This window comes from Jatrophihabitans sp. (assembly GCF_051960575.1).
Taxonomy (GTDB): Bacteria; Actinomycetota; Actinomycetes; order Mycobacteriales; family Jatrophihabitantaceae; genus JBQCEE01.
Genome location: NZ_JBQCEE010000257.1, coordinates 1 through 16,165 on the forward strand (window position 1 = coordinate 1; position 16,165 = coordinate 16,165).

Sequence of the window (16,165 nt, forward strand, 5' to 3'; positions counted from 1 at the left end):
CCGCCGCACCGCCGATGGCCTGACGAAGCCAGAGATCATCCGCTGTCTCAAGCGCTACGTCGCACGAGAAGTCTTCGCCACGCTTGCCCCGCCACGCGCTCAAACAGTGCCGTCAGCGGCTTGACGAGCCATAGGAGCATCCGCCGGACGACGGATTTGTCCGGACGCGAGACAAACAACCCTCGAGCGAACCGGACAAACCCGACGCTGCGCAGGCCGCGTTGCATCCGCGTCGTTGGCATGTCATCCAGCGGTAACCCGCGGCTGCCAAGGTCGGCGCCATGAAGAAGGAGATGTCGGCGCCCTGCCTCCGAGTTGCCGCGGCGGACGAGACCGAGCCGGAGCCACGGGCCGATCTCATCGGCCTGGCCCTCACGCCCTGGATGACGCGCGCGGGGCACCAGCCCGTGCTGGTGCGGCCGAGCCGTCCGCGCGACCTGCCCGGGCTGGCGCAGTTGCACGCCCGCTGCTCGGCACGCTCACTGCTCGACCGCTACCGCAGCGGCGGTCGTCCGCCGTCGGCGCTCGCGCTCGAATCGATGCTGCGCGAGCGGTACAGCGTCATCGCGATGCGGCAGGACGGCTCGGTCGTCGCCTCGGCGGTGCTGCGGCGCGACCCGCGCCACGGCGCGCGCTGCGCCGAGATCGGCGTGCTCGTCGAGGACGCGTGGCAGCGGCAGGGGATCGGCAGCGACCTCGTCGCGCACCTCGCCGGCGTCGCCCAGGTCGCGGGCTTCACCGAACTGATCACCTACCCGGCCACGGCCGTCGCTGCGGCGCAGCGACTGATGCTCGAGGGCGGGCGTAGCCGCATGGTGCCGGGCACGCCGGACGTGCACCTGCACACCTACCTGCCCGAGAACGCAGCGCTCGGCCTCGGCTCGGTGCGCGAGCGCCTGGCCGGCTGAGCCGGGCGCCGACGGACGACGGGCAGGGGGGACGCCGCCCGTTCGAGCCCGGCGCGGCGCCGCCGGACGACGGCGCCGCGCCGGGGCCCTCGCCTACAGCTTGTTGTTCAGGGCGACGAGCGCGCCGGCCAGCGCGAAGTACTTGTTGCTGCCCAGGTCGGCGATGGTCTTGATGCCGAGACCGGCCAGGATCTCGTCGTGCTTCTCGGTGAGTCCGGCGAGCGCCGACGGCGGCGCGGCGAGGATCTCGGCGAGCGACTTGTCCTCCCAGGCCTTGTCGAGGGCCTTGTCGAGATCGATCGAGACGGGCATGTGGCGATCCTTTCGCTGAAGAGACGTCCTCAACACTGTCGAGGACCCATCGGGTGCGCAACAGTCCTCAGGGCGCCACTGCCGTCCAGTCGACACCGATCTCGCCGTGCCGGGCACGCCCGGTGACGACGGGCCAGCCCTGGTCACGCAGCGTGGCGCACGCGGCGGTCCAGCGCTGGCGGCTGCCGAACGGGATGAGCCCGGCAGCGGCGTCCCACGCGGCGTCGAACGCGGCGAGGAACGCGTGCACCCGCCGGCCCGGCACGTTGTGGTGGATCAGCGCCTTCGGCAGCCGCTCGGCCAGGTCGCTCGGCCGCTCGATGTCGTCGGTGCGGCACGCGAGGGTCAGCGTGCGGGGCCCGTCCGCATCGAGCAGCACCCACGCCGCGCGCCGCCCGATCTCGTCGCAGGTGCCCTCGACGAGCACGCCGCCGGGCGCGAGGTTGGCGAGCAGGGTGCGCCACGCGTCCGCCGCGGCGGACGCGTCGTACTGGCGCAGCACGTTCGCGGCGCGCACGAGCAGCGGACGCCGTCCGGCCAGCTCGAAGCCACCGCGGGCGAAGTCGAGACCCGGCGGATCGGCCGACGGCAGCGCGGCCGCCACCCGCTCCGGGTCGATCTCGAGGCCGAGCACCCGCACGCCGGGCTGCACGCGCCGCAGCCGGCCGGCGAGCTCGACCGTCGTCACCGCGCTGGCGCCGTACCCGAGGTCGACGACGAGGGGCTCGGGCTCGCGCCGCAGCACGTCGGCGAGGGTCGCGGTGACCCAGTTGTCCATCCGCCGCAGCCGGTTCGGGTTGGTCGTGCCGCGCGTCGGCACGCCGAGCGCCCGGGCCCGTCCGGCGGCCAGCCGCGGGGCGCGCGCGGGCTTGCTGCGGGGGGCGGACACGGCGCGACGGTACCCTCGGTCGTCGTGCCCGCCCTGCTGTCCGAGCTGACGACCCTGCGTCTCGGGGGTCCCGCGCGCCGGGTCGCGACGGCGACGACCACCGACGGGCTGGTCGAGCTGGTGCGCGGCGCCGACGCCGCCGGCGAGCCGGTGCTGCTCGTCGGCGGTGGCAGCAACCTGGTGGTGGCCGACGACGGCTGGCCGGGGCTCGTGGTGCTCGTGCGCACGGCCGGGCTGGCGGTGCAGGACGACGGCGACACCGTGCTGGTCGAGGCCGACGCCGGGCTGCCGTGGGACGACTTCGTCGCCCGCACCGTCGCCGAGGGCTGGTCAGGGCTCGCCGCGATGTCGGGCATCCCCGGTTCGGTGGGCGCGACGCCGGTGCAGAACGTCGGCGCCTACGGCAGCGAGATCGCCGACGTGCTCGAGTCGCTGCGCGTGCTCGACCGGTCGACCGGCGCGGTCGAGGACTGGCCCGCGGCGCGCTGCGGCTTCGGCTTCCGCACCAGCGCCTTCAAGCACACCGACCGGTTCGTCGTGCTCACCGTGCGGCTGCGGCTGGCGGTCGGCCCGGACGCGCCACCGATCCGCTACCTCGAGCTGGCCCGGCGGCTCGGCGTCGAGCCCGGCGAGCGGGCGCCGTCGGCGCGGGTGCGCGAGGTCGTGCTCGACCTGCGCCGCAGCAAGGGGATGGTGCTCGACGCCGACGACCCCGACACGTGGAGCGTCGGCTCGTTCTTCGTGAACCCGTTCGTGCCCCGCGAGCTGGTGCCCGACGGCTGCCCGAACTGGGAGGTCGACGGCCAGGTGAAGCTCTCGGCCGCCTGGCTGATCGAGCACGCCGGCTTCCACAAGGGCTTCGGGCGCGACCACGTCACCCTCTCGACCAAGCACACCCTCGCCCTCACCAATCGCGGCGGGGCGACGACGGCCGAGCTGCTCGACGTCGCCCGGGTGATCCGCGACGGCGTCGAGACGCGCTTCGGCATCCGCCTGCGTCCCGAGGCGCACCTGGTGGGCGTCGAGCTCTGACCTGCCGCTTGTCCCCCGTCCCAGTCGTTTTCAGGGCTCGGATCTGACTGGGGCGGGGGACAAGCGGCATTTCAGGCAGTGGTTGTGCGGTGCACCTTGTGCGGCGCGGCCTGGGCGAGCGGCTTCACGACCAGCAGGTCGACGTTGACGTGCGCGGGACGGGTGACGGCGAAGGCGATGCAGTCGGCGATGTCGTCGGCGGTGAGCGGCGCCTCGACCCCGGCGTAGACCTTGTCGGCCGCGGCCCGGTCGCCGCGGTAGCGGACGAGTGAGAACTCTTCGGTCGCGACCATGCCCGGCGCCACCTCGGTGACGCGCACGGGGCGTCCGTTCAGCTCGAGCCGCAGCGTCTCGACCACCGCGGCGACCGCGTGCTTCGCCGACGTGTAGCCGCCACCGCCCTCGTAGACGAGATGGCCGGCGATCGAGCCGGTCACCACGATGTGCCCGCCGGCGCCGCGCTCGAGCGCCGGCAGCAGCGCCTGCGTCACCTGCACGACGCCGAGCACGTTCGACTCCCACATCGCGCGCCAGTCGTCGGGGCGGGCGTCGGCGACGCTCTCGGTGCCGATGGCCCCGCCCGCGTTGTTGACGAGCACGGCGATGTCGTCCAGGTCGGCGGCGAGCGCGGCGATCGAGGCGGGGTGGGTGACGTCGAGCGTGACGGCCCGGATGCCCGGCATGGACGCCGCGAGCTCGTCGAGCCGGTCACGCCGGCGGGCCGCCGCGACGACGTCGAACCCCTCGGCCGCGAGCCGGCGGGCGGTCGCCGCCCCGATGCCGCTGCTCGCCCCGGTGACCACTGCTGTGCCTCGTGCCATCCCCCGATTGTCGCGTCCGCCGGTTCGGGCATCATCGAGGGGAGCGCTCCACCGGCCGATGGGAAGGGACACCGTGCGACGGATCACGCCCGCCGGCCCGCCCCGCCGCGTGGCCATGCTGAGCGTCCACACCTCACCGCTGGACGCGCCGGGCTCCGGCGACGCCGGCGGCATGAACGTCTACATCGTCGAGACTGCCAAGCGGCTCGCGGAGCGCGGCATCGACGTCGAGATCTTCACGCGGGCCACGGCGAGCGACCAGGCGCGCACGGTGCCGCTCTGTCCCGGCGTCCAGGTCAACCACATCGTCGCGGGGCCGTACGAGGGCCTGGCGAAACAGGATCTGCCGGCGCAGCTGTGCGCGTTCACCGCGGGCGTGCTGCGCGCCGAGGCCAGGCACGAGCCCGGCTGGTACGACCTCGTGCACTCGCACTACTGGCTCTCGGGCCAGGTCGGCTGGCTGGCCCGCGACCGGTGGGGCGTGCCCCTCGTGCACTCGGCCCACACGCTGGCCAAGGTCAATAACGCCCTGCTGGCCGAGGGCGACGAGCCCGAACCACTGGCCCGCATCATCGGCGAGGAGCAGGTGGTCGCCGAGGCCGACCGGCTCATCGCGTCGACCGCGGACGAGGCGCAGCAGCTGATCGGCCTCTACGGCGCGGACCCCGCCCGCGTCGAGACGGTCGCGCCCGGCGTCGACCTGGCCGGCTTCCTGCCCGGGTCGCAGGCGGCGGCACGGCGGCGGCTCGGGCTGCGGCCGGACGCCCACACGCTGCTGTTCGTCGGACGCATCCAGCCGCTCAAGGCGCCGGACGTGCTCGTGCGCGCCGCAGCGCACCTCGAGGCCGACCCCGACCTGCGCGGCAAGCTGCAGGTCGTGGTACTCGGCGGCCCGAGCGGTCGCGGGCTGGCCGAGCCGGACGCCGTCCAGCGCCTCGTGCACGACCTCGGGCTCGACGACGTGGTCGTGTTCCGCCCGCCGGCCGGCCGGGCTGCCGTGGCCGACCACTACCGCGCGGCCGACCTCACCGTCGTGCCGTCGTACAACGAGTCGTTCGGGCTGGTGGCGCTCGAGTCGCAGGCCGCGGGCACGCCGGTCGTCGCGGCCGCGGTGGGCGGGCTGCCGACGGCGGTGGCCGACGGTGTGAGCGGCGTGCTCGTCGACGGGCACGACCCCGCGGTCTGGGCGAAGGTCGTCGGCGACCTGCTGCGCTCGCCTGCGGTCTTGCGCACACTGGCCGACCGGGCGCGTCCGCACGCCGAACGGTTCTCGTGGGGGCACACGGCCGACGGGCTGGTCCGCGCCTACCGCGAGGCGATCGACGAACGGCGGCGCACGCTGCGGACGGAGGCCGGATGAGCGAGCTCGAGGTGATCGAGCGGTTCCTCGACGAGCAGCAGCTCGAGTGGCAGCGGGTCAGCGACTCGGCGGTCGCGGTGGCGCTGCCGGGCGAGAAGCGGCTCAAGACCGCGTGCATCCTCACCGTGGGCACGCACGCCCTCGAGATCGAGGCGTTCGTGATGCGCGCGCCCGAGGAGCACCGCGAGCAGGTGTACACCTACCTGCTGCAGCGCAACACCCGCACGTACGCGGTGTCGTGGGCCGTCGACGGTGTCGGTGACATCTACCTCGTGGGGCGCCTGCCGCTGTCGGCGGTCACCCCGGACGAGCTCGACCGCGTGCTCGGCGCGGTGCTCGAGTACGCCGACGGGCACTTCAACTACCTGCTGCAGCTGGGCTTCGGCTCGTCGATCAAGCGCGAGTGGGCGTGGCGGGTCAAGAACAACGAGTCGCTCGCGAACCTGCACGCATTCAAGGAATTCTGCGGCAGCAGAGAATTGGACGGAGTCGCCCAGCGGCCGGTCGAGGTCGACTGACCGGCCGGCAGGAACCGGCTGGCAGGATGAGCCGCATGGCGAAGCTCGTGCTGTTGCGTCACGGCGAGAGTGACTGGAACCAGAAGAACCTCTTCACCGGCTGGGTCGACGTCGACCTCACCGCGAAGGGCGAGGCCGAGGCCCACCGCGGCGGTGAGCTGCTGGTCGAGCACGGCCTGCTGCCCGACGTCGTGCACACCTCGCTGCTGCGGCGCGCGATCCGCACCGCGCAGATCGCCCTCGACACCGCCGACCGGCACTGGATCCCCGTGCGCCGGTCGTGGCGGCTCAACGAGCGGCACTACGGCGCGCTGCAGGGCAAGAACAAGACCCAGGTGCGCGACGAGTTCGGCGAGGACCAGTTCATGGTCTGGCGCCGCTCGTACGACGTGCCGCCGCCGCCGCTCGCCGACGACGACGAGTACAGCCAGGTCGGCGACCCGCGCTACGCGAACCTGCTCGAGACGCTGCCGCGCACCGAGTGCCTGAAGGACGTCGTCGGCCGCATGCTGCCGTACTGGTTCGACGCGATCGTGCCCGACCTGCGGACGCAGGGCGTCGTGCTCGTCGCCGCGCACGGCAACTCGCTGCGAGCCATGGTGAAGTACCTGGACGGGCTCTCGGACGAGGCGGTCGTCGGCCTCAACATCCCGACCGGCATCCCGCTGCACTACGAGCTGGACGACGCCACCCTGCGTCCGACGTCTCCCGGCACCTACCTCGATCCGGACGCAGCCGTCGCGGCCATCGAGGCCGTCGCGAACCAGGGCAAGCAGTAGCCGCGACGGCCTGAAGGAGTCTCCGCAGCGACGATCTTGTGCATGGCGCGCGCAGGACCCCGCGCGTCCTGCACAAGATCTGGTGAGTGCCCGGGGCTCAGAACTGGGCGACGCCGTTCGCGCGGTCGGGGTAGACGCCGGTGACGATGAAGATAACCCGGCGGGCGATGGCGACGGCGTGGTCGGCGAAGCGCTCGTAGTAGCGGCCGAGCAGGGTGAGGTCGATCGCCGACTCGGTGCCGTGCGACCACCGCGGCGACAGGACGAGGGTGAACAGCTTGCGCCGCAGGGCGTCCATCGAGTCGTCCTCGGCCTCGATCGCCTGGGCGAGGGAGATGTCGCGGCCGTCGACGACGTCGGCGACCTTGAGCATGAGCGAGGCCGCGACCTCGCCCATCTGCGCGATGACGTCGCGCGCCTCGTCCGGCACCGCGAACTCGGGTGCGCGCAGGCGGGCGATCTTGGCGACGTGGATCGCCAGGTCACCCATGCGCTCGAGGTCGGCCACGAGGTGCAGCGTCGCGACGAGCACCCGCAGGTCGGTGGCCACCGGCGCCTGCTGCGCGATCATCTTGAACGAGCGGTCCTCGAGGTCGCGGCGCAGTGAGTCGATGCGCGCGTCGCCGGCGATGACCCGCTCGGCACGGCGCGGATCGGCGTCCATGAGCGAGCCGGTGGCCTGCTCCATGGCCGACGTCACAAGACGGGTCATCTCGACGACGCCGGAGCCGATGTCGTCCAGTTCGTCATGGAAGATGTCCCGCACGCTCGCCCACCCTTCGTGGTCGGTTCGTCCGGATCATGATCCCCGCACGAACGGTGGACGTCCGCCGGGTGAACAGCAGGCGCCGCCCGGACGGCGCCGGCCTCAGCGTTCAAGGCATGCTCACATTCGACCGTAGCATCGTGCCGTGGCCGTGTGGACGAGCGTGATCGCCGTGGTCGCGTGTCTGCTGGGCATCCTCGTCGGGCTCAGGTTGCGTCGTCCGAGCACCGGGCGGCTCGCCGACATCACCGAGCCGCTCGCCGCCCGCATCGAGGCGAGGCCCGCGCCGTCGATGGCCTCGGTGCTCGTCGAGGCCATCACCGTCGGCATCGCCGTGCTCGACCGCGAGGAGCGCGCGGTGCTGGTGAACCCGGCGGCCCGCGCCATGGGCATCATCGACGGCGACAGCCTCGCGTTCCCCAGGCTGGTCGAGATCGCCCGCGAGTGCTTCGACACGCTCGCGCCGGTCACCGCCACGACCGACCTGCCGATCACCCGGCTGGGCCGCGAGCCGATCGCGCTGTCGGTGACCGCGGTGCCGCTCGTGGGCGAACGTGGTCGCCGGGTCGAGGCCGTCGGCCTGCTGCTGCTGGACGTGAGCGAGCAGCGCCGGCTCGAGACGGTGCGCCGCGACTTCGTGGCCAACGTCTCGCACGAGCTCAAGACGCCGGTGGGGGCGATGTCCCTGCTGGCGGAGGCGATCGTCGACGCCGCCGGCGACGCCGAGGCGGTCACCCGGTTCGCCGGCCGCATGCACCACGAGTCGACCCGGCTCGCGAAGCTGGTCAGCGAGCTGATGGAGCTCTCGCGCGTGCAGGGCGCCGATCCGATGCCCGGCGCGACCGTCGTCGACGTCGCCGAGATCATCGACGAGGCGGTCGCGCGCACGCGACTGGCCGCCGAGCAGGCCGACGTGCGGGTGACCGTGCGCGACGAGGCCGACCTGCAGGTGCGCGGCAACAAGGCGCAGCTGGCGATGGCCGTCGCCAACCTCGTCGACAACGCGATCGCCTACCGCGGCAACGGCGACCACGTCGCGATCAGCGCGACGTCCGGCACCGACGACGAGGGACGCGACACCGTCGACATCGCCGTGAGCGACCAGGGCATCGGCATCGCCGAGGCCGACATCGACCGGATCTTCGAGCGCTTCTACCGCGTCGACCAGGCCCGCTCGCGCGCCACGGGTGGCACGGGGCTCGGTCTGGCGATCGTCCGCAACATCGTCACCAACCACCTCGGCAGCGTGTCGGTGTGGTCGGCCGAGGGCGCCGGATCGACGTTCACCATCCGGCTACCGCGCGTTCACTCCGATACCCGATCGTCCAGCCCGGACGACCATGCCCGGCATGGTCGGATGGTCCCGGGGACACCGAAACTGAAGGGGAGCCTCGCATGACGCGGGTTCTGGTCGTGGAGGACGAGGAGTCGTTCTCCGATGCGCTGTCGTACATGCTGCGGCGTGAGGGGTACGAGGTCGAGGTCGCGCCGACCGGCATCGAGGCGTTGTCGACGTTCGACCGCAGCGGTGCCGACCTGGTGCTGCTCGACGTGATGCTGCCGGGCCTGTCGGGCACCGAGGTGTGCCGTGAGCTGCGGTCGCGCTCGCACGTGCCGATCATCATGGTCACCGCGCGCGACAGCGAGGTCGACAAGGTGGTGGGCCTCGAACTGGGCGCCGACGACTACGTGACCAAGCCGTTCTCGTCCCGGGAACTGGTCGCGCGCATCCGAGCGGTGCTGCGCCGCGGCGTGGAGCCCGAGGAGCTCATCGCCGGCGTCGTCGAGGCGGGCCCCGTGCGCATGGACGTCGAGCGCCACGTCGTCACCGTCGACGGTCGCACGGTCTCGTTGCCGCTGAAGGAGTTCGACCTGCTCGAGCTGCTGCTGCGCAACGCCGGCCGCGTGCTCACCCGGGGCCAGCTGATCGACCGCGTCTGGGGCGCCGACTACGTCGGTGACACCAAGACCCTGGACGTGCACGTGAAGCGGCTGCGGTCGAAGATCGAGCCCGACCCGGCCAACCCCAAGTACCTCGTCACCGTCCGCGGCCTCGGCTACAAGTTCGAGGGCTGACCGGCTCGGGCCGGACGCGCACGAGGGCGGCGTGTCGCGGCTCTTGGCTGGAGGTGGTGTGCGCTGCCACGCATCGGGTCTGCCCGCGCCGGCGAGGCGCTCCGGCCGCGTCCCCGATGTGGATCATGTGCAGGACGCGCGAGGGACGCCGGCGTGTCTGCACATGATCGACAGGTCGCGTCCGATCATGTGCAGGACGCGCGAGGGACGCCGGCGTGTCTGCACATGATCCGAGTGCGCCGGGTGACCCGCGTGCGCCGAGTGAGCCACATGAGCCAGGTGCACAACGGCGGGCGGCGTCCGCCGGCCGCTGGGTCCCACCGCGTGACGGATCTCGAATGTGGTGACGGATTCCGGATCTGGCGACGGCGAAATCCGCCGTCACCGGATCCGAGATCCGTCACTCGAGCTTCGATTCCGTCACGAGTTCACCGCAGCAGGTGTTGGACGAACCCGGTGCTGCGCGGCGTCTCCGAGCGCCCGCGCGTGCCCCGGCGTGGCGGGCAGACCCTACGGTGCAGCACTCGGCAGTGGGCCGCCGTCGGCGCTCCGCCCGGTCGGATACGACCGCGAAGCTGCCCCGGGCACGCGGGCAGACCCGATGCGGCGGCGCGCGGCCCCGGTCGGGCGCCGCCGATCGTCAGTCGGCGAGGGGCGGGGCGGTGGACGCGGCGGTGGCGGGGTGGATCGCGACGAGCCCGCGCCGCATGCGCTCGCGGCACAGGCGGGCGAGCTCGACGTAGGCCGGTTCGCCGAGCAGCGCGGTGAGCTCGACGGCGTACGACTCGTACATCGGCTCCATGCCGATGTGCGCCTCGGGCGACGAGGTGCAGTACCAGTCGAGGTCGTGGCCGCCCTCGCCCCAGCCGCGGCGGTCGAACTCCGACACCGTCGAGCGCAGGATGCGGGTGCCGTCGGGGCGGTCGACCCACTCCTGCTCGCGGCGCACCGGCAGCTGCCAGCACACCTCCGGCTTGGTCTCGACCGGGTTGAGCCCGACCCGCAGCGCGTACGCGTGCAGCGCACACCCGATGCCGGACGGATGCCCCTCGCGGTTGGCGAAGATGCAGGCGCCGTCGTGCACGCGGGTCTTGCGCCGCGGCTCGTCGTCGAGCTCGTCCTTCGCCGTGACGCGCAGCTTGCCGCCGGGCGCGTGGCCGAGGTCGTAGAGCTGCCAGTCGGCGGGGGTCAGCTTCTCGATGAACACCTTCACCCGCTGCTCGTCGGCGCGGTCGCTGTAGAACGCGCCGTGGTTGCAGCAGCCGGTGCTCGCCTGGCCCGCGACGGTGCCGTAGCAGCCGCGTCCGAAGATGCAGGTCCAGCGCGAGCAGAGCCAGGTGAGGTCGGCGCGGATCCAGTGCTCGGTGTCGGCGGGGTCCTGGAACTCGATCCACTCGCGGGCGAAGTCGAGCGGTGTCTCGGCGATCGGCACGCCATACCCTATGCCGATCCGGGGACACGCCGCCGCACGGGTCGCCCGGCGCGCGGCGTCCGCGCCGCCCCCCGGTCATCTCACTAGGCTGCGCCCTATGCGGCTCGGGGTACTGGACGTCGGGTCCAACACCGTCCACCTGCTCGTCGTCGACGCGCACCGCGGCGCCGAGCCCACGCCGCAGCTGTCGGAGAAGTCGCAGCTGCGCCTCGCCGAGCTGATCGACAAGCGCGGCAACCTCACCAGGGCCGGCGCCGAGTCGCTGTGCAGCGCGGTCGCCGATGCGCGCGACGAGGCCAAGCGGCTCGACTGCGGCGAGCTGCTCGCGTTCGCGACGTCGGCGGTGCGCGACGCGAAGAACAGCGGCGAGGTGCTCGACCTCGTGCGCCGCCGCACCGGCATCCCGCTCACCGTGCTGAGCGGTGAGGACGAGGCGCGGCTGACCTTCCTCGCCGTGCGCCGGTGGCTCGGCTGGAGCGCCGGCACCCTGCTCAGCCTCGACATCGGCGGCGGCTCGCTCGAGCTCAGCGCCGGTGCCGACGAGAGCCCGGCGCTCGCCGTCTCGCTGCCGCTGGGCGCCGGACGGCTCACGAAGCAGGCCTTCCGCAGCGACCCGCCGCCGAAGGACGAGATCGTGCGGCTGCGCGACCACGTCGACGAGGTGCTGGCCAAGCCCGCGAAGGCCCTCGCCGCGCACGGCCCGTACGACCGGGTCGTCGCCACCAGCAAGACCTTCCGCACCTTAGCCCGGCTCACCGGCGCCGCGCCGAGCTCGGCCGGCCCGCGCGCCCGGCGTGTGCTGACCCGCGACGGGTTGAGCCAGGTCACGTCCTTCATCGCCCGGATGGCCTCGGCCGACCTCGCCGAGCTCGACGGCGTGAGCCCCGGCCGCGCCCACCAGGTGTTGGCCGGCGCCGTCGTCGCCGCCGCGGCGATGGACGCCCTCGGCGTCGCCGAACTCGAGCTCTGCCCGTGGGCCCTGCGCGAAGGTGTGATCCTCCGGCGGCTCGACGGCATCGACGTCTGATGATCGATTTGTCCGAAGTACAGTCCGGCACATGATGCCCGGCCCCGTCCGCGCCAGCGCGGTGAAGGTGGGGCTCTCGACCGCGTCCGTCTACCCCGAGTCGACCTCGGTCGCCTTCGAACTGGCCGCCAAGCTCGGCTACGACGGCGTCGAGGTGATGGTCTGGACGGACCCGGTCAGCCAGGACCCGTACGCGCTGCAGCGACTCTCGCAGCACTACCAGGTGCCGATCCTCGCGGTGCACGCCCCGTGCCTGATCGTCACGCAGCGGGTGTGGACGACCGATCCGTGGACGAAGCTGCAGAAGGCGCAGTTCGCCGCAGAACTGCTCGGCGCGGACACCGTCGTCGTGCACCCGCCGTTCCGCTGGCAGCGCGAGTACTCGCGCTCATTCCACCGCGGCATCGCGCGCATGGCCAACGAGACGCCGATCCGCTTCGCCGTCGAGAACATGTTCCCGCTGCGGGTGCGCGGCCGCGTCGTCTCGGCCTACCAACCGACCTGGGACGTCGCGGGCGACGTCGAGCCCTACCCCGACTACACGCTCGACACCTCGCACAGCGCGGTCTCGCAGTCCGACGCCCTCGCCATGCTGGACGCGATGGGTGACCGCCTCGGCCACCTGCACATCGCCGACGGCACCGGTCTGCCGAAGGACGAGCACCTCATCCCCGGCCGCGGCACACAACCGGTCGGCGAGGTGCTCGAACGCGCCGCCGCCCGCGGCTTCGACGGCCACGTGATCGTCGAGGTGAACACCCGCCGCTGCCTCGACCGCGCCGAGCGCGAGGCCGACCTCATCGAGGCGCTCGAGTTCTGCCGGCTGCACCTGGTGACGCCGGCGGGTCAGGCACCGCCCGGGATCGACACCGCCGGGGCATAGCCTGGCGGCATGATGCGCTCGGCGATCCTCGCGGCCTCGCGCAGTGCGCGGCTGCAGGCGATGATCAGCAGGGCCCCGGTGACGCGCGGTGTCGTCCAGCGCTTCGTCGCGGGCGACGACACCGCGGCGGCCGTCGCCGCCACCCGCACGCTCACCGTCGAGGGCCTCACCGTCTCGCTCGACCACCTCGGCGAGGACCCCACCGACCGCGCGCAGGCCGAGCACGCGACCGCGGCCTACCTCGAGTTGCTCTCGGCGCTCGAGCGGGACGGGCTCACCGAGCGGCTCGGGCCGCTCAGCGCGCGCGTCGAGGTGAGCGTGAAGCTCAGCGCCGTCGGCCAGGTGCTGCCGGGCGACGGCGCCGCGCTGGCCCTCGACCACGCGCGCGAGATCTGCGCCGCGGCCGAGCGGGTGGGCGCCACGGTCACGCTCGACATGGAGGACCACACCACCACCGACGCGACGCTCGAGACCCTCGCCGACCTGCGCAAGGACTTCCCGGCCACCGGCGCCGTGCTGCAGGCCTACCTGCGCCGCACCGAGGCCGACGCCCGCGACCTCGCCGTCGCCGGCAGCCGGGTGCGGCTGTGCAAGGGCGCCTACGACGAACCCGCCTCGGTCGCGTTCCGTGGCAGGGCCGACGTGGACGCGTCCTACCGCCGGTGTCTCGACGTGCTGCTGCACGGCGACGGCTACCCGATGATCGCCACCCACGACCCGGCGATGATCACCGCCGCCCAGCAGCTGATCACGGCCACCGGACGCACCCACGACAGCTACGAGTTCCAGATGCTTTACGGGGTGCGGCCGCAGGAGCAGCAGCGGCTGGCCGGTCAGGGCCACGTCGTGCGCACCTACGTGCCCTACGGTGCCCAGTGGTACGGCTACCTCATGCGCCGCCTGGCCGAGCGGCCGGCCAACCTGACGTTCTTCGCCCGCTCCGTCGTCTCGAAGGGTTGACCATGACCGACGCCTCCATCGCCCTGCTCGGCGGCGGCAAGATCGGCGAGGCCATCCTGTCCGGCCTGCTCGGCCGCGACCGCACCCCGGCCGACGTCGTGGTGTGCGAGCGCGACGCGACGCGCGGGCAGTTCCTCGCCGACAAGTACGGCGTGCGCGTCGTGCCGGTGGACGAGGCGGCGAGGAGCGCCACCACCGTCGTCCTCGCCGTGAAGCCGCAGGACATCGAGACCCTGCTCGCCGAACTTGCCCCGCACCTGACGGCCGAACACCTCCTCGTGTCGGTCGCGGCCGGGATCCCGACCGGACGCATCGAGCAGGTGCTGCCGCGCGGGGTGCCCGTGGTGCGCTGCATGCCGAACACCCCGGCCCTCGTGGACGAGGCGATGACCGCCGTGTCGGCCGGGGCGAACGCGCAGGAGCACCACCTGGCCGTGGCGGAGCAACTGCTCGGCACCGTCGGCCGCGTCGTCCGGGTGCCCGAGTACCAGCTGGACGCGGTCACCGCGCTGTCCGGCTCGGGGCCCGCCTACTTCTTCTACCTGGTCGAGGCGATGATCGACGCCGGCATCCTGCTCGGCCTGCCGCGGTCGCTGGCCGCGGACCTGATCGTGCAGACCGCGATCGGCGCCTCGGTGATGCTGCGCGACTCGGGCGAGCACCCGGTGCAGCTGCGCGAGGCGGTCACCAGCCCCGGCGGCACGACCATCGCGGCCATCCGCGAGCTCGAGGTGCACGGCGTGCGGGCCGCGCTCATCGCCGCCATCGAGGCGGCGGCGAAGCGCAGCAAGGAGCTCGGTGGCGGGTGAGGCAAGCACCGACCCGGCGTGTCGATGTCTCGAGTGGGGCACAGCTCTCGCTTCAGCCCCACCTGTACCGCTAGTCTCCTGAGAAGCACGTGCGTGTCCGTGTCGGTGGGGAAGCCGACGCAGGCGCGTGCAAGAAAGCATCGGTGAGCGATGAGCAGTGCCAAGCCCCCGGGCCGGTCGGGCAAGACGTCGTCCGGCGCTGCCGGTGACGACGCACCCCTGGCGGAGGTCAAGTTCCTGACCGTGGCCGAGGTGGCGGCGGTGATGCGCGTGTCGAAGATGACGGTGTACCGCATGGTGCACAGCGCCGAGCTGCCCGCCGTCCGCGTCGGCCGGTCGTTCCGCGTGCCCGAGCAAGCGGTGCACGACTACCTACGCGCCGCGTTCATCGAAGCAGGCTGAGCCCGACCGCTGCGCTCCGCGCGGTCGGCCCTCCGGCGTCGGCCACCGGCGGCGGCGGGTAGGCTGGCACGGTCCCCGGGGGTCCCCCGGGGCCTCCGAACGAACGTTGAGCCGGTATCGGTAGGTCGTGTCATGGGTTCTGTCATCAAGAAGCGGCGCAAGCGGATGGCCAAGAAGAAGCACCGCAAGCTGCTGAAGAAGACGCGCGTCCAGCGCCGCAACAAAAAGTAGTCCGCGCGCCGTCCCTCGCCGCTTGCCGGAGCGTCGCCCGTGGCCGTCGTCCTCATCACCGGGGTCAGCCGATTCCTGGGTGCGCACCTGGCCGCCCAGCTCGCCGCCGATCCGGCGATCGACCGTGTCATCGGTCTCGACCTGGTGCCGCCGCGCGCTGACCGCGTCGACCTCGGCCGCACGGAGTTCGTGCGCGCCGACATCCGCAACCCGCTGGTCGCCAAGGTCATCGCGCAGGCGGGCGTGACCACGGTCGTGCACGCCGGTGTGGTTGCCTCGCCGCGCGCCGCCGGCGGGCGGGTCGCGATGCAGGAGCTCAACGTCGTCGGCTCGCTGCAGCTGTTCGGCGCCTGCCAGCGCTCGGACACCGTGAGTCAGGTCGTGTTCGCCTCGACCGCCGCGGTGTACGGGTCGTCGGCGCGGCAACCTGCGGTGCTGACCGAGACGAGCTGCACCGAGCGGGCCGGCCGCACCGGGTACGCGCGCGACGCCCACGAGGTCGAGGGCTACGTGCGGGGCCTGGCCCGTCGGCGTCCGGACATCACGACCACGGTGCTGCGCTTCGCCGACATCGTCGGCCCGCACGCCGACACGACGATGACGCGCTACCTGTCGCTGGTGCCGGTGCCGACCGTGCTCGGCTTCGACCCGCGTCTGCAGCTGCTGCACGAGGACGACGCCATCGAGGTGCTGCGCCGGGCCACCGTGCAGCGGCACCCCGGCGTCTTCCACGTCGCGGGCGACGGCGTGCTGGTGCTGTCGCAGCTGGTGCGCCGCTCGGGCGCGGCCCGGTTGCCGCTGCCCGCCCCGGTGTTCGGTGCGTGGTGCGCGCTGACCCGCTCGACCGCCGCCGCCGAGCTCGCGGCGCAGCAGCCGCAGCTGCTGCAGTACGGCCGGGTGCTCGACACCGCGCGGTTGCGGCGCGAGTTCGGGTCGGTGTTGCACCACTCGACCGCCGAT

The 16,165-nt window shown here is 72.8% G+C and carries 19 protein-coding genes and 1 pseudogene; 15 read left to right on the forward strand and 5 right to left on the reverse strand.

The annotated features are described in order from the left end of the window. Both ACTHMS_RS14560 and ACTHMS_RS14565 read left to right on the forward strand, forming a co-directional pair. Positions 1–124: pseudogene (locus tag ACTHMS_RS14560) on the forward strand (IS110 family transposase); the annotation flags it as partial. Between the two features lie 157 nt (positions 125–281). After that, complete coding sequence (locus ACTHMS_RS14565; RefSeq protein ID WP_440307395.1) at positions 282–908, forward strand: N-acetyltransferase family protein; 627 nt, start codon at positions 282–284, stop codon at positions 906–908. Between the two features lie 93 nt (positions 909–1,001). Here ACTHMS_RS14565 and ACTHMS_RS14570 read toward each other — a convergent pair whose 3' ends face one another. Both ACTHMS_RS14570 and ACTHMS_RS14575 read right to left on the reverse strand, forming a co-directional pair. After that, positions 1,002–1,220 carry a hypothetical protein gene (locus ACTHMS_RS14570; protein WP_440307396.1) on the reverse strand — a complete coding sequence of 73 codons (219 nt, stop codon included), beginning with the start codon at positions 1,218–1,220 and terminating at the stop codon, positions 1,002–1,004. 67 nt (positions 1,221–1,287) lie between these two features. After that, entirely contained in the window at positions 1,288–2,109 is an 822-nt protein-coding gene (locus ACTHMS_RS14575) for a class I SAM-dependent methyltransferase (RefSeq protein ID WP_440307397.1), read from the reverse strand. A 24-nt stretch (positions 2,110–2,133) separates the two neighbouring features. On the opposite strand from ACTHMS_RS14575, the gene ACTHMS_RS14580 reads away from it, so the two are divergent. Then, positions 2,134–3,141, forward strand: a complete 1,008-nt coding sequence (locus ACTHMS_RS14580) for a UDP-N-acetylmuramate dehydrogenase (RefSeq protein WP_440307398.1) — start codon at positions 2,134–2,136, stop codon at positions 3,139–3,141. Between the two features lie 71 nt (positions 3,142–3,212). Here ACTHMS_RS14580 and ACTHMS_RS14585 read toward each other — a convergent pair whose 3' ends face one another. After that, the gene (locus tag ACTHMS_RS14585; protein WP_440307399.1) at positions 3,213–3,962 is read right to left on the reverse strand and encodes an SDR family NAD(P)-dependent oxidoreductase; all 750 of its coding nucleotides are present in this window, start codon (positions 3,960–3,962) and stop codon (positions 3,213–3,215) included. Between the two features lie 58 nt (positions 3,963–4,020). On the opposite strand from ACTHMS_RS14585, the gene mshA reads away from it, so the two are divergent. From mshA to ACTHMS_RS14600, 3 genes are read left to right on the forward strand one after another with little or no spacing between them, the layout of a single operon-like run. Further along, positions 4,021–5,322, forward strand: a complete 1,302-nt coding sequence (gene mshA, locus ACTHMS_RS14590) for a D-inositol-3-phosphate glycosyltransferase (RefSeq protein ID WP_440307400.1) — start codon at positions 4,021–4,023, stop codon at positions 5,320–5,322. Beyond that, positions 5,319–5,840 carry a YbjN domain-containing protein gene (locus ACTHMS_RS14595; RefSeq protein ID WP_440307401.1) on the forward strand — a complete coding sequence of 174 codons (522 nt, stop codon included), beginning with the start codon at positions 5,319–5,321 and terminating at the stop codon, positions 5,838–5,840. The genes mshA and ACTHMS_RS14595 overlap by 4 nt, the downstream gene beginning before the upstream one ends. A 26-nt stretch (positions 5,841–5,866) precedes the next feature. Continuing rightward, positions 5,867–6,619, forward strand: coding sequence for a phosphoglyceromutase (locus ACTHMS_RS14600; RefSeq protein WP_440307402.1), 753 nt, complete (start codon positions 5,867–5,869; stop codon positions 6,617–6,619). Positions 6,620–6,716: 97 nt separating this feature from the next. Here ACTHMS_RS14600 and phoU read toward each other — a convergent pair whose 3' ends face one another. Further along, the gene (gene phoU / locus ACTHMS_RS14605) at positions 6,717–7,385 is read right to left on the reverse strand and encodes a phosphate signaling complex protein PhoU (RefSeq protein ID WP_440307403.1); all 669 of its coding nucleotides are present in this window, start codon (positions 7,383–7,385) and stop codon (positions 6,717–6,719) included. A 145-nt stretch (positions 7,386–7,530) separates the two neighbouring features. Here phoU and ACTHMS_RS14610 point away from each other — a divergent pair, with 145 nt between their 5' ends. Next, complete coding sequence (locus tag ACTHMS_RS14610) at positions 7,531–8,784, forward strand: sensor histidine kinase (RefSeq protein WP_440307404.1); 1,254 nt, start codon at positions 7,531–7,533, stop codon at positions 8,782–8,784. Beyond that, positions 8,781–9,461, forward strand: coding sequence for a response regulator (locus ACTHMS_RS14615; RefSeq protein ID WP_440307405.1), 681 nt, complete (start codon positions 8,781–8,783; stop codon positions 9,459–9,461). Before ACTHMS_RS14610 ends, ACTHMS_RS14615 begins: the two co-directional genes overlap by 4 nt. Before the next feature lie 640 nt (positions 9,462–10,101). On the opposite strand, the gene ACTHMS_RS14620 is transcribed toward ACTHMS_RS14615, so the two are convergent. Further along, the gene (locus ACTHMS_RS14620; RefSeq protein WP_440307406.1) at positions 10,102–10,893 is read right to left on the reverse strand and encodes a hypothetical protein; all 792 of its coding nucleotides are present in this window, start codon (positions 10,891–10,893) and stop codon (positions 10,102–10,104) included. 97 nt (positions 10,894–10,990) lie between these two features. Between ACTHMS_RS14620 and ACTHMS_RS14625 the strand changes: the two genes are divergently transcribed. The 7 genes from ACTHMS_RS14625 to ACTHMS_RS14655 form a co-directional block, all read left to right on the forward strand. Continuing rightward, complete coding sequence (locus ACTHMS_RS14625; RefSeq protein ID WP_440307407.1) at positions 10,991–11,920, forward strand: Ppx/GppA phosphatase family protein; 930 nt, start codon at positions 10,991–10,993, stop codon at positions 11,918–11,920. Positions 11,921–11,954: 34 nt separating this feature from the next. Continuing rightward, positions 11,955–12,803: a sugar phosphate isomerase/epimerase family protein gene (locus tag ACTHMS_RS14630; RefSeq protein ID WP_440307412.1), complete on the forward strand. Its 849-nt coding sequence runs from the start codon at positions 11,955–11,957 to the stop codon at positions 12,801–12,803. 9 nt (positions 12,804–12,812) lie between these two features. Further along, positions 12,813–13,763 carry a proline dehydrogenase family protein gene (locus ACTHMS_RS14635; RefSeq protein WP_440307408.1) on the forward strand — a complete coding sequence of 317 codons (951 nt, stop codon included), beginning with the start codon at positions 12,813–12,815 and terminating at the stop codon, positions 13,761–13,763. Positions 13,764–13,765: 2 nt separating this feature from the next. Continuing rightward, complete coding sequence (gene proC, locus ACTHMS_RS14640; protein WP_440307409.1) at positions 13,766–14,572, forward strand: pyrroline-5-carboxylate reductase; 807 nt, start codon at positions 13,766–13,768, stop codon at positions 14,570–14,572. Positions 14,573–14,722: 150 nt separating this feature from the next. After that, the gene (locus ACTHMS_RS14645) at positions 14,723–14,974 is read left to right on the forward strand and encodes a helix-turn-helix domain-containing protein (RefSeq protein WP_440307410.1); all 252 of its coding nucleotides are present in this window, start codon (positions 14,723–14,725) and stop codon (positions 14,972–14,974) included. A 132-nt stretch (positions 14,975–15,106) separates the two neighbouring features. Beyond that, the gene (locus tag ACTHMS_RS14650) at positions 15,107–15,205 is read left to right on the forward strand and encodes a 30S ribosomal protein bS22 (protein WP_012854759.1); all 99 of its coding nucleotides are present in this window, start codon (positions 15,107–15,109) and stop codon (positions 15,203–15,205) included. A 39-nt stretch (positions 15,206–15,244) separates the two neighbouring features. Then, the coding region (locus ACTHMS_RS14655; RefSeq protein ID WP_440307411.1) for an NAD-dependent epimerase/dehydratase family protein at positions 15,245–16,165 on the forward strand (921 nt) is incomplete at its 3' end.

Coding starts and splice junctions, on each gene's coding strand:
- ACTHMS_RS14645 (WP_440307410.1), top strand. CDS start 14,723: ATGAGCAGTGCCAAGCCCCCGGGCCGGTCGGGCAAGACGTCGTCCGGC.
- ACTHMS_RS14585 (WP_440307399.1), bottom strand. CDS start 3,962: ATGGCACGAGGCACAGCAGTGGTCACCGGGGCGAGCAGCGGCATCGGG.
- ACTHMS_RS14615 (WP_440307405.1), top strand. CDS start 8,781: ATGACGCGGGTTCTGGTCGTGGAGGACGAGGAGTCGTTCTCCGATGCG.
- ACTHMS_RS14570 (WP_440307396.1), bottom strand. CDS start 1,220: ATGCCCGTCTCGATCGATCTCGACAAGGCCCTCGACAAGGCCTGGGAG.
- ACTHMS_RS14650 (WP_012854759.1), top strand. CDS start 15,107: ATGGGTTCTGTCATCAAGAAGCGGCGCAAGCGGATGGCCAAGAAGAAG.
- ACTHMS_RS14595 (WP_440307401.1), top strand. CDS start 5,319: ATGAGCGAGCTCGAGGTGATCGAGCGGTTCCTCGACGAGCAGCAGCTC.
- ACTHMS_RS14565 (WP_440307395.1), top strand. CDS start 282: ATGAAGAAGGAGATGTCGGCGCCCTGCCTCCGAGTTGCCGCGGCGGAC.
- ACTHMS_RS14600 (WP_440307402.1), top strand. CDS start 5,867: ATGAGCCGCATGGCGAAGCTCGTGCTGTTGCGTCACGGCGAGAGTGAC.
- mshA (WP_440307400.1), top strand. CDS start 4,021: ATGGGAAGGGACACCGTGCGACGGATCACGCCCGCCGGCCCGCCCCGC.
- proC (WP_440307409.1), top strand. CDS start 13,766: ATGACCGACGCCTCCATCGCCCTGCTCGGCGGCGGCAAGATCGGCGAG.
- ACTHMS_RS14630 (WP_440307412.1), top strand. CDS start 11,955: ATGCCCGGCCCCGTCCGCGCCAGCGCGGTGAAGGTGGGGCTCTCGACC.
- ACTHMS_RS14635 (WP_440307408.1), top strand. CDS start 12,813: ATGATGCGCTCGGCGATCCTCGCGGCCTCGCGCAGTGCGCGGCTGCAG.
- ACTHMS_RS14625 (WP_440307407.1), top strand. CDS start 10,991: ATGCGGCTCGGGGTACTGGACGTCGGGTCCAACACCGTCCACCTGCTC.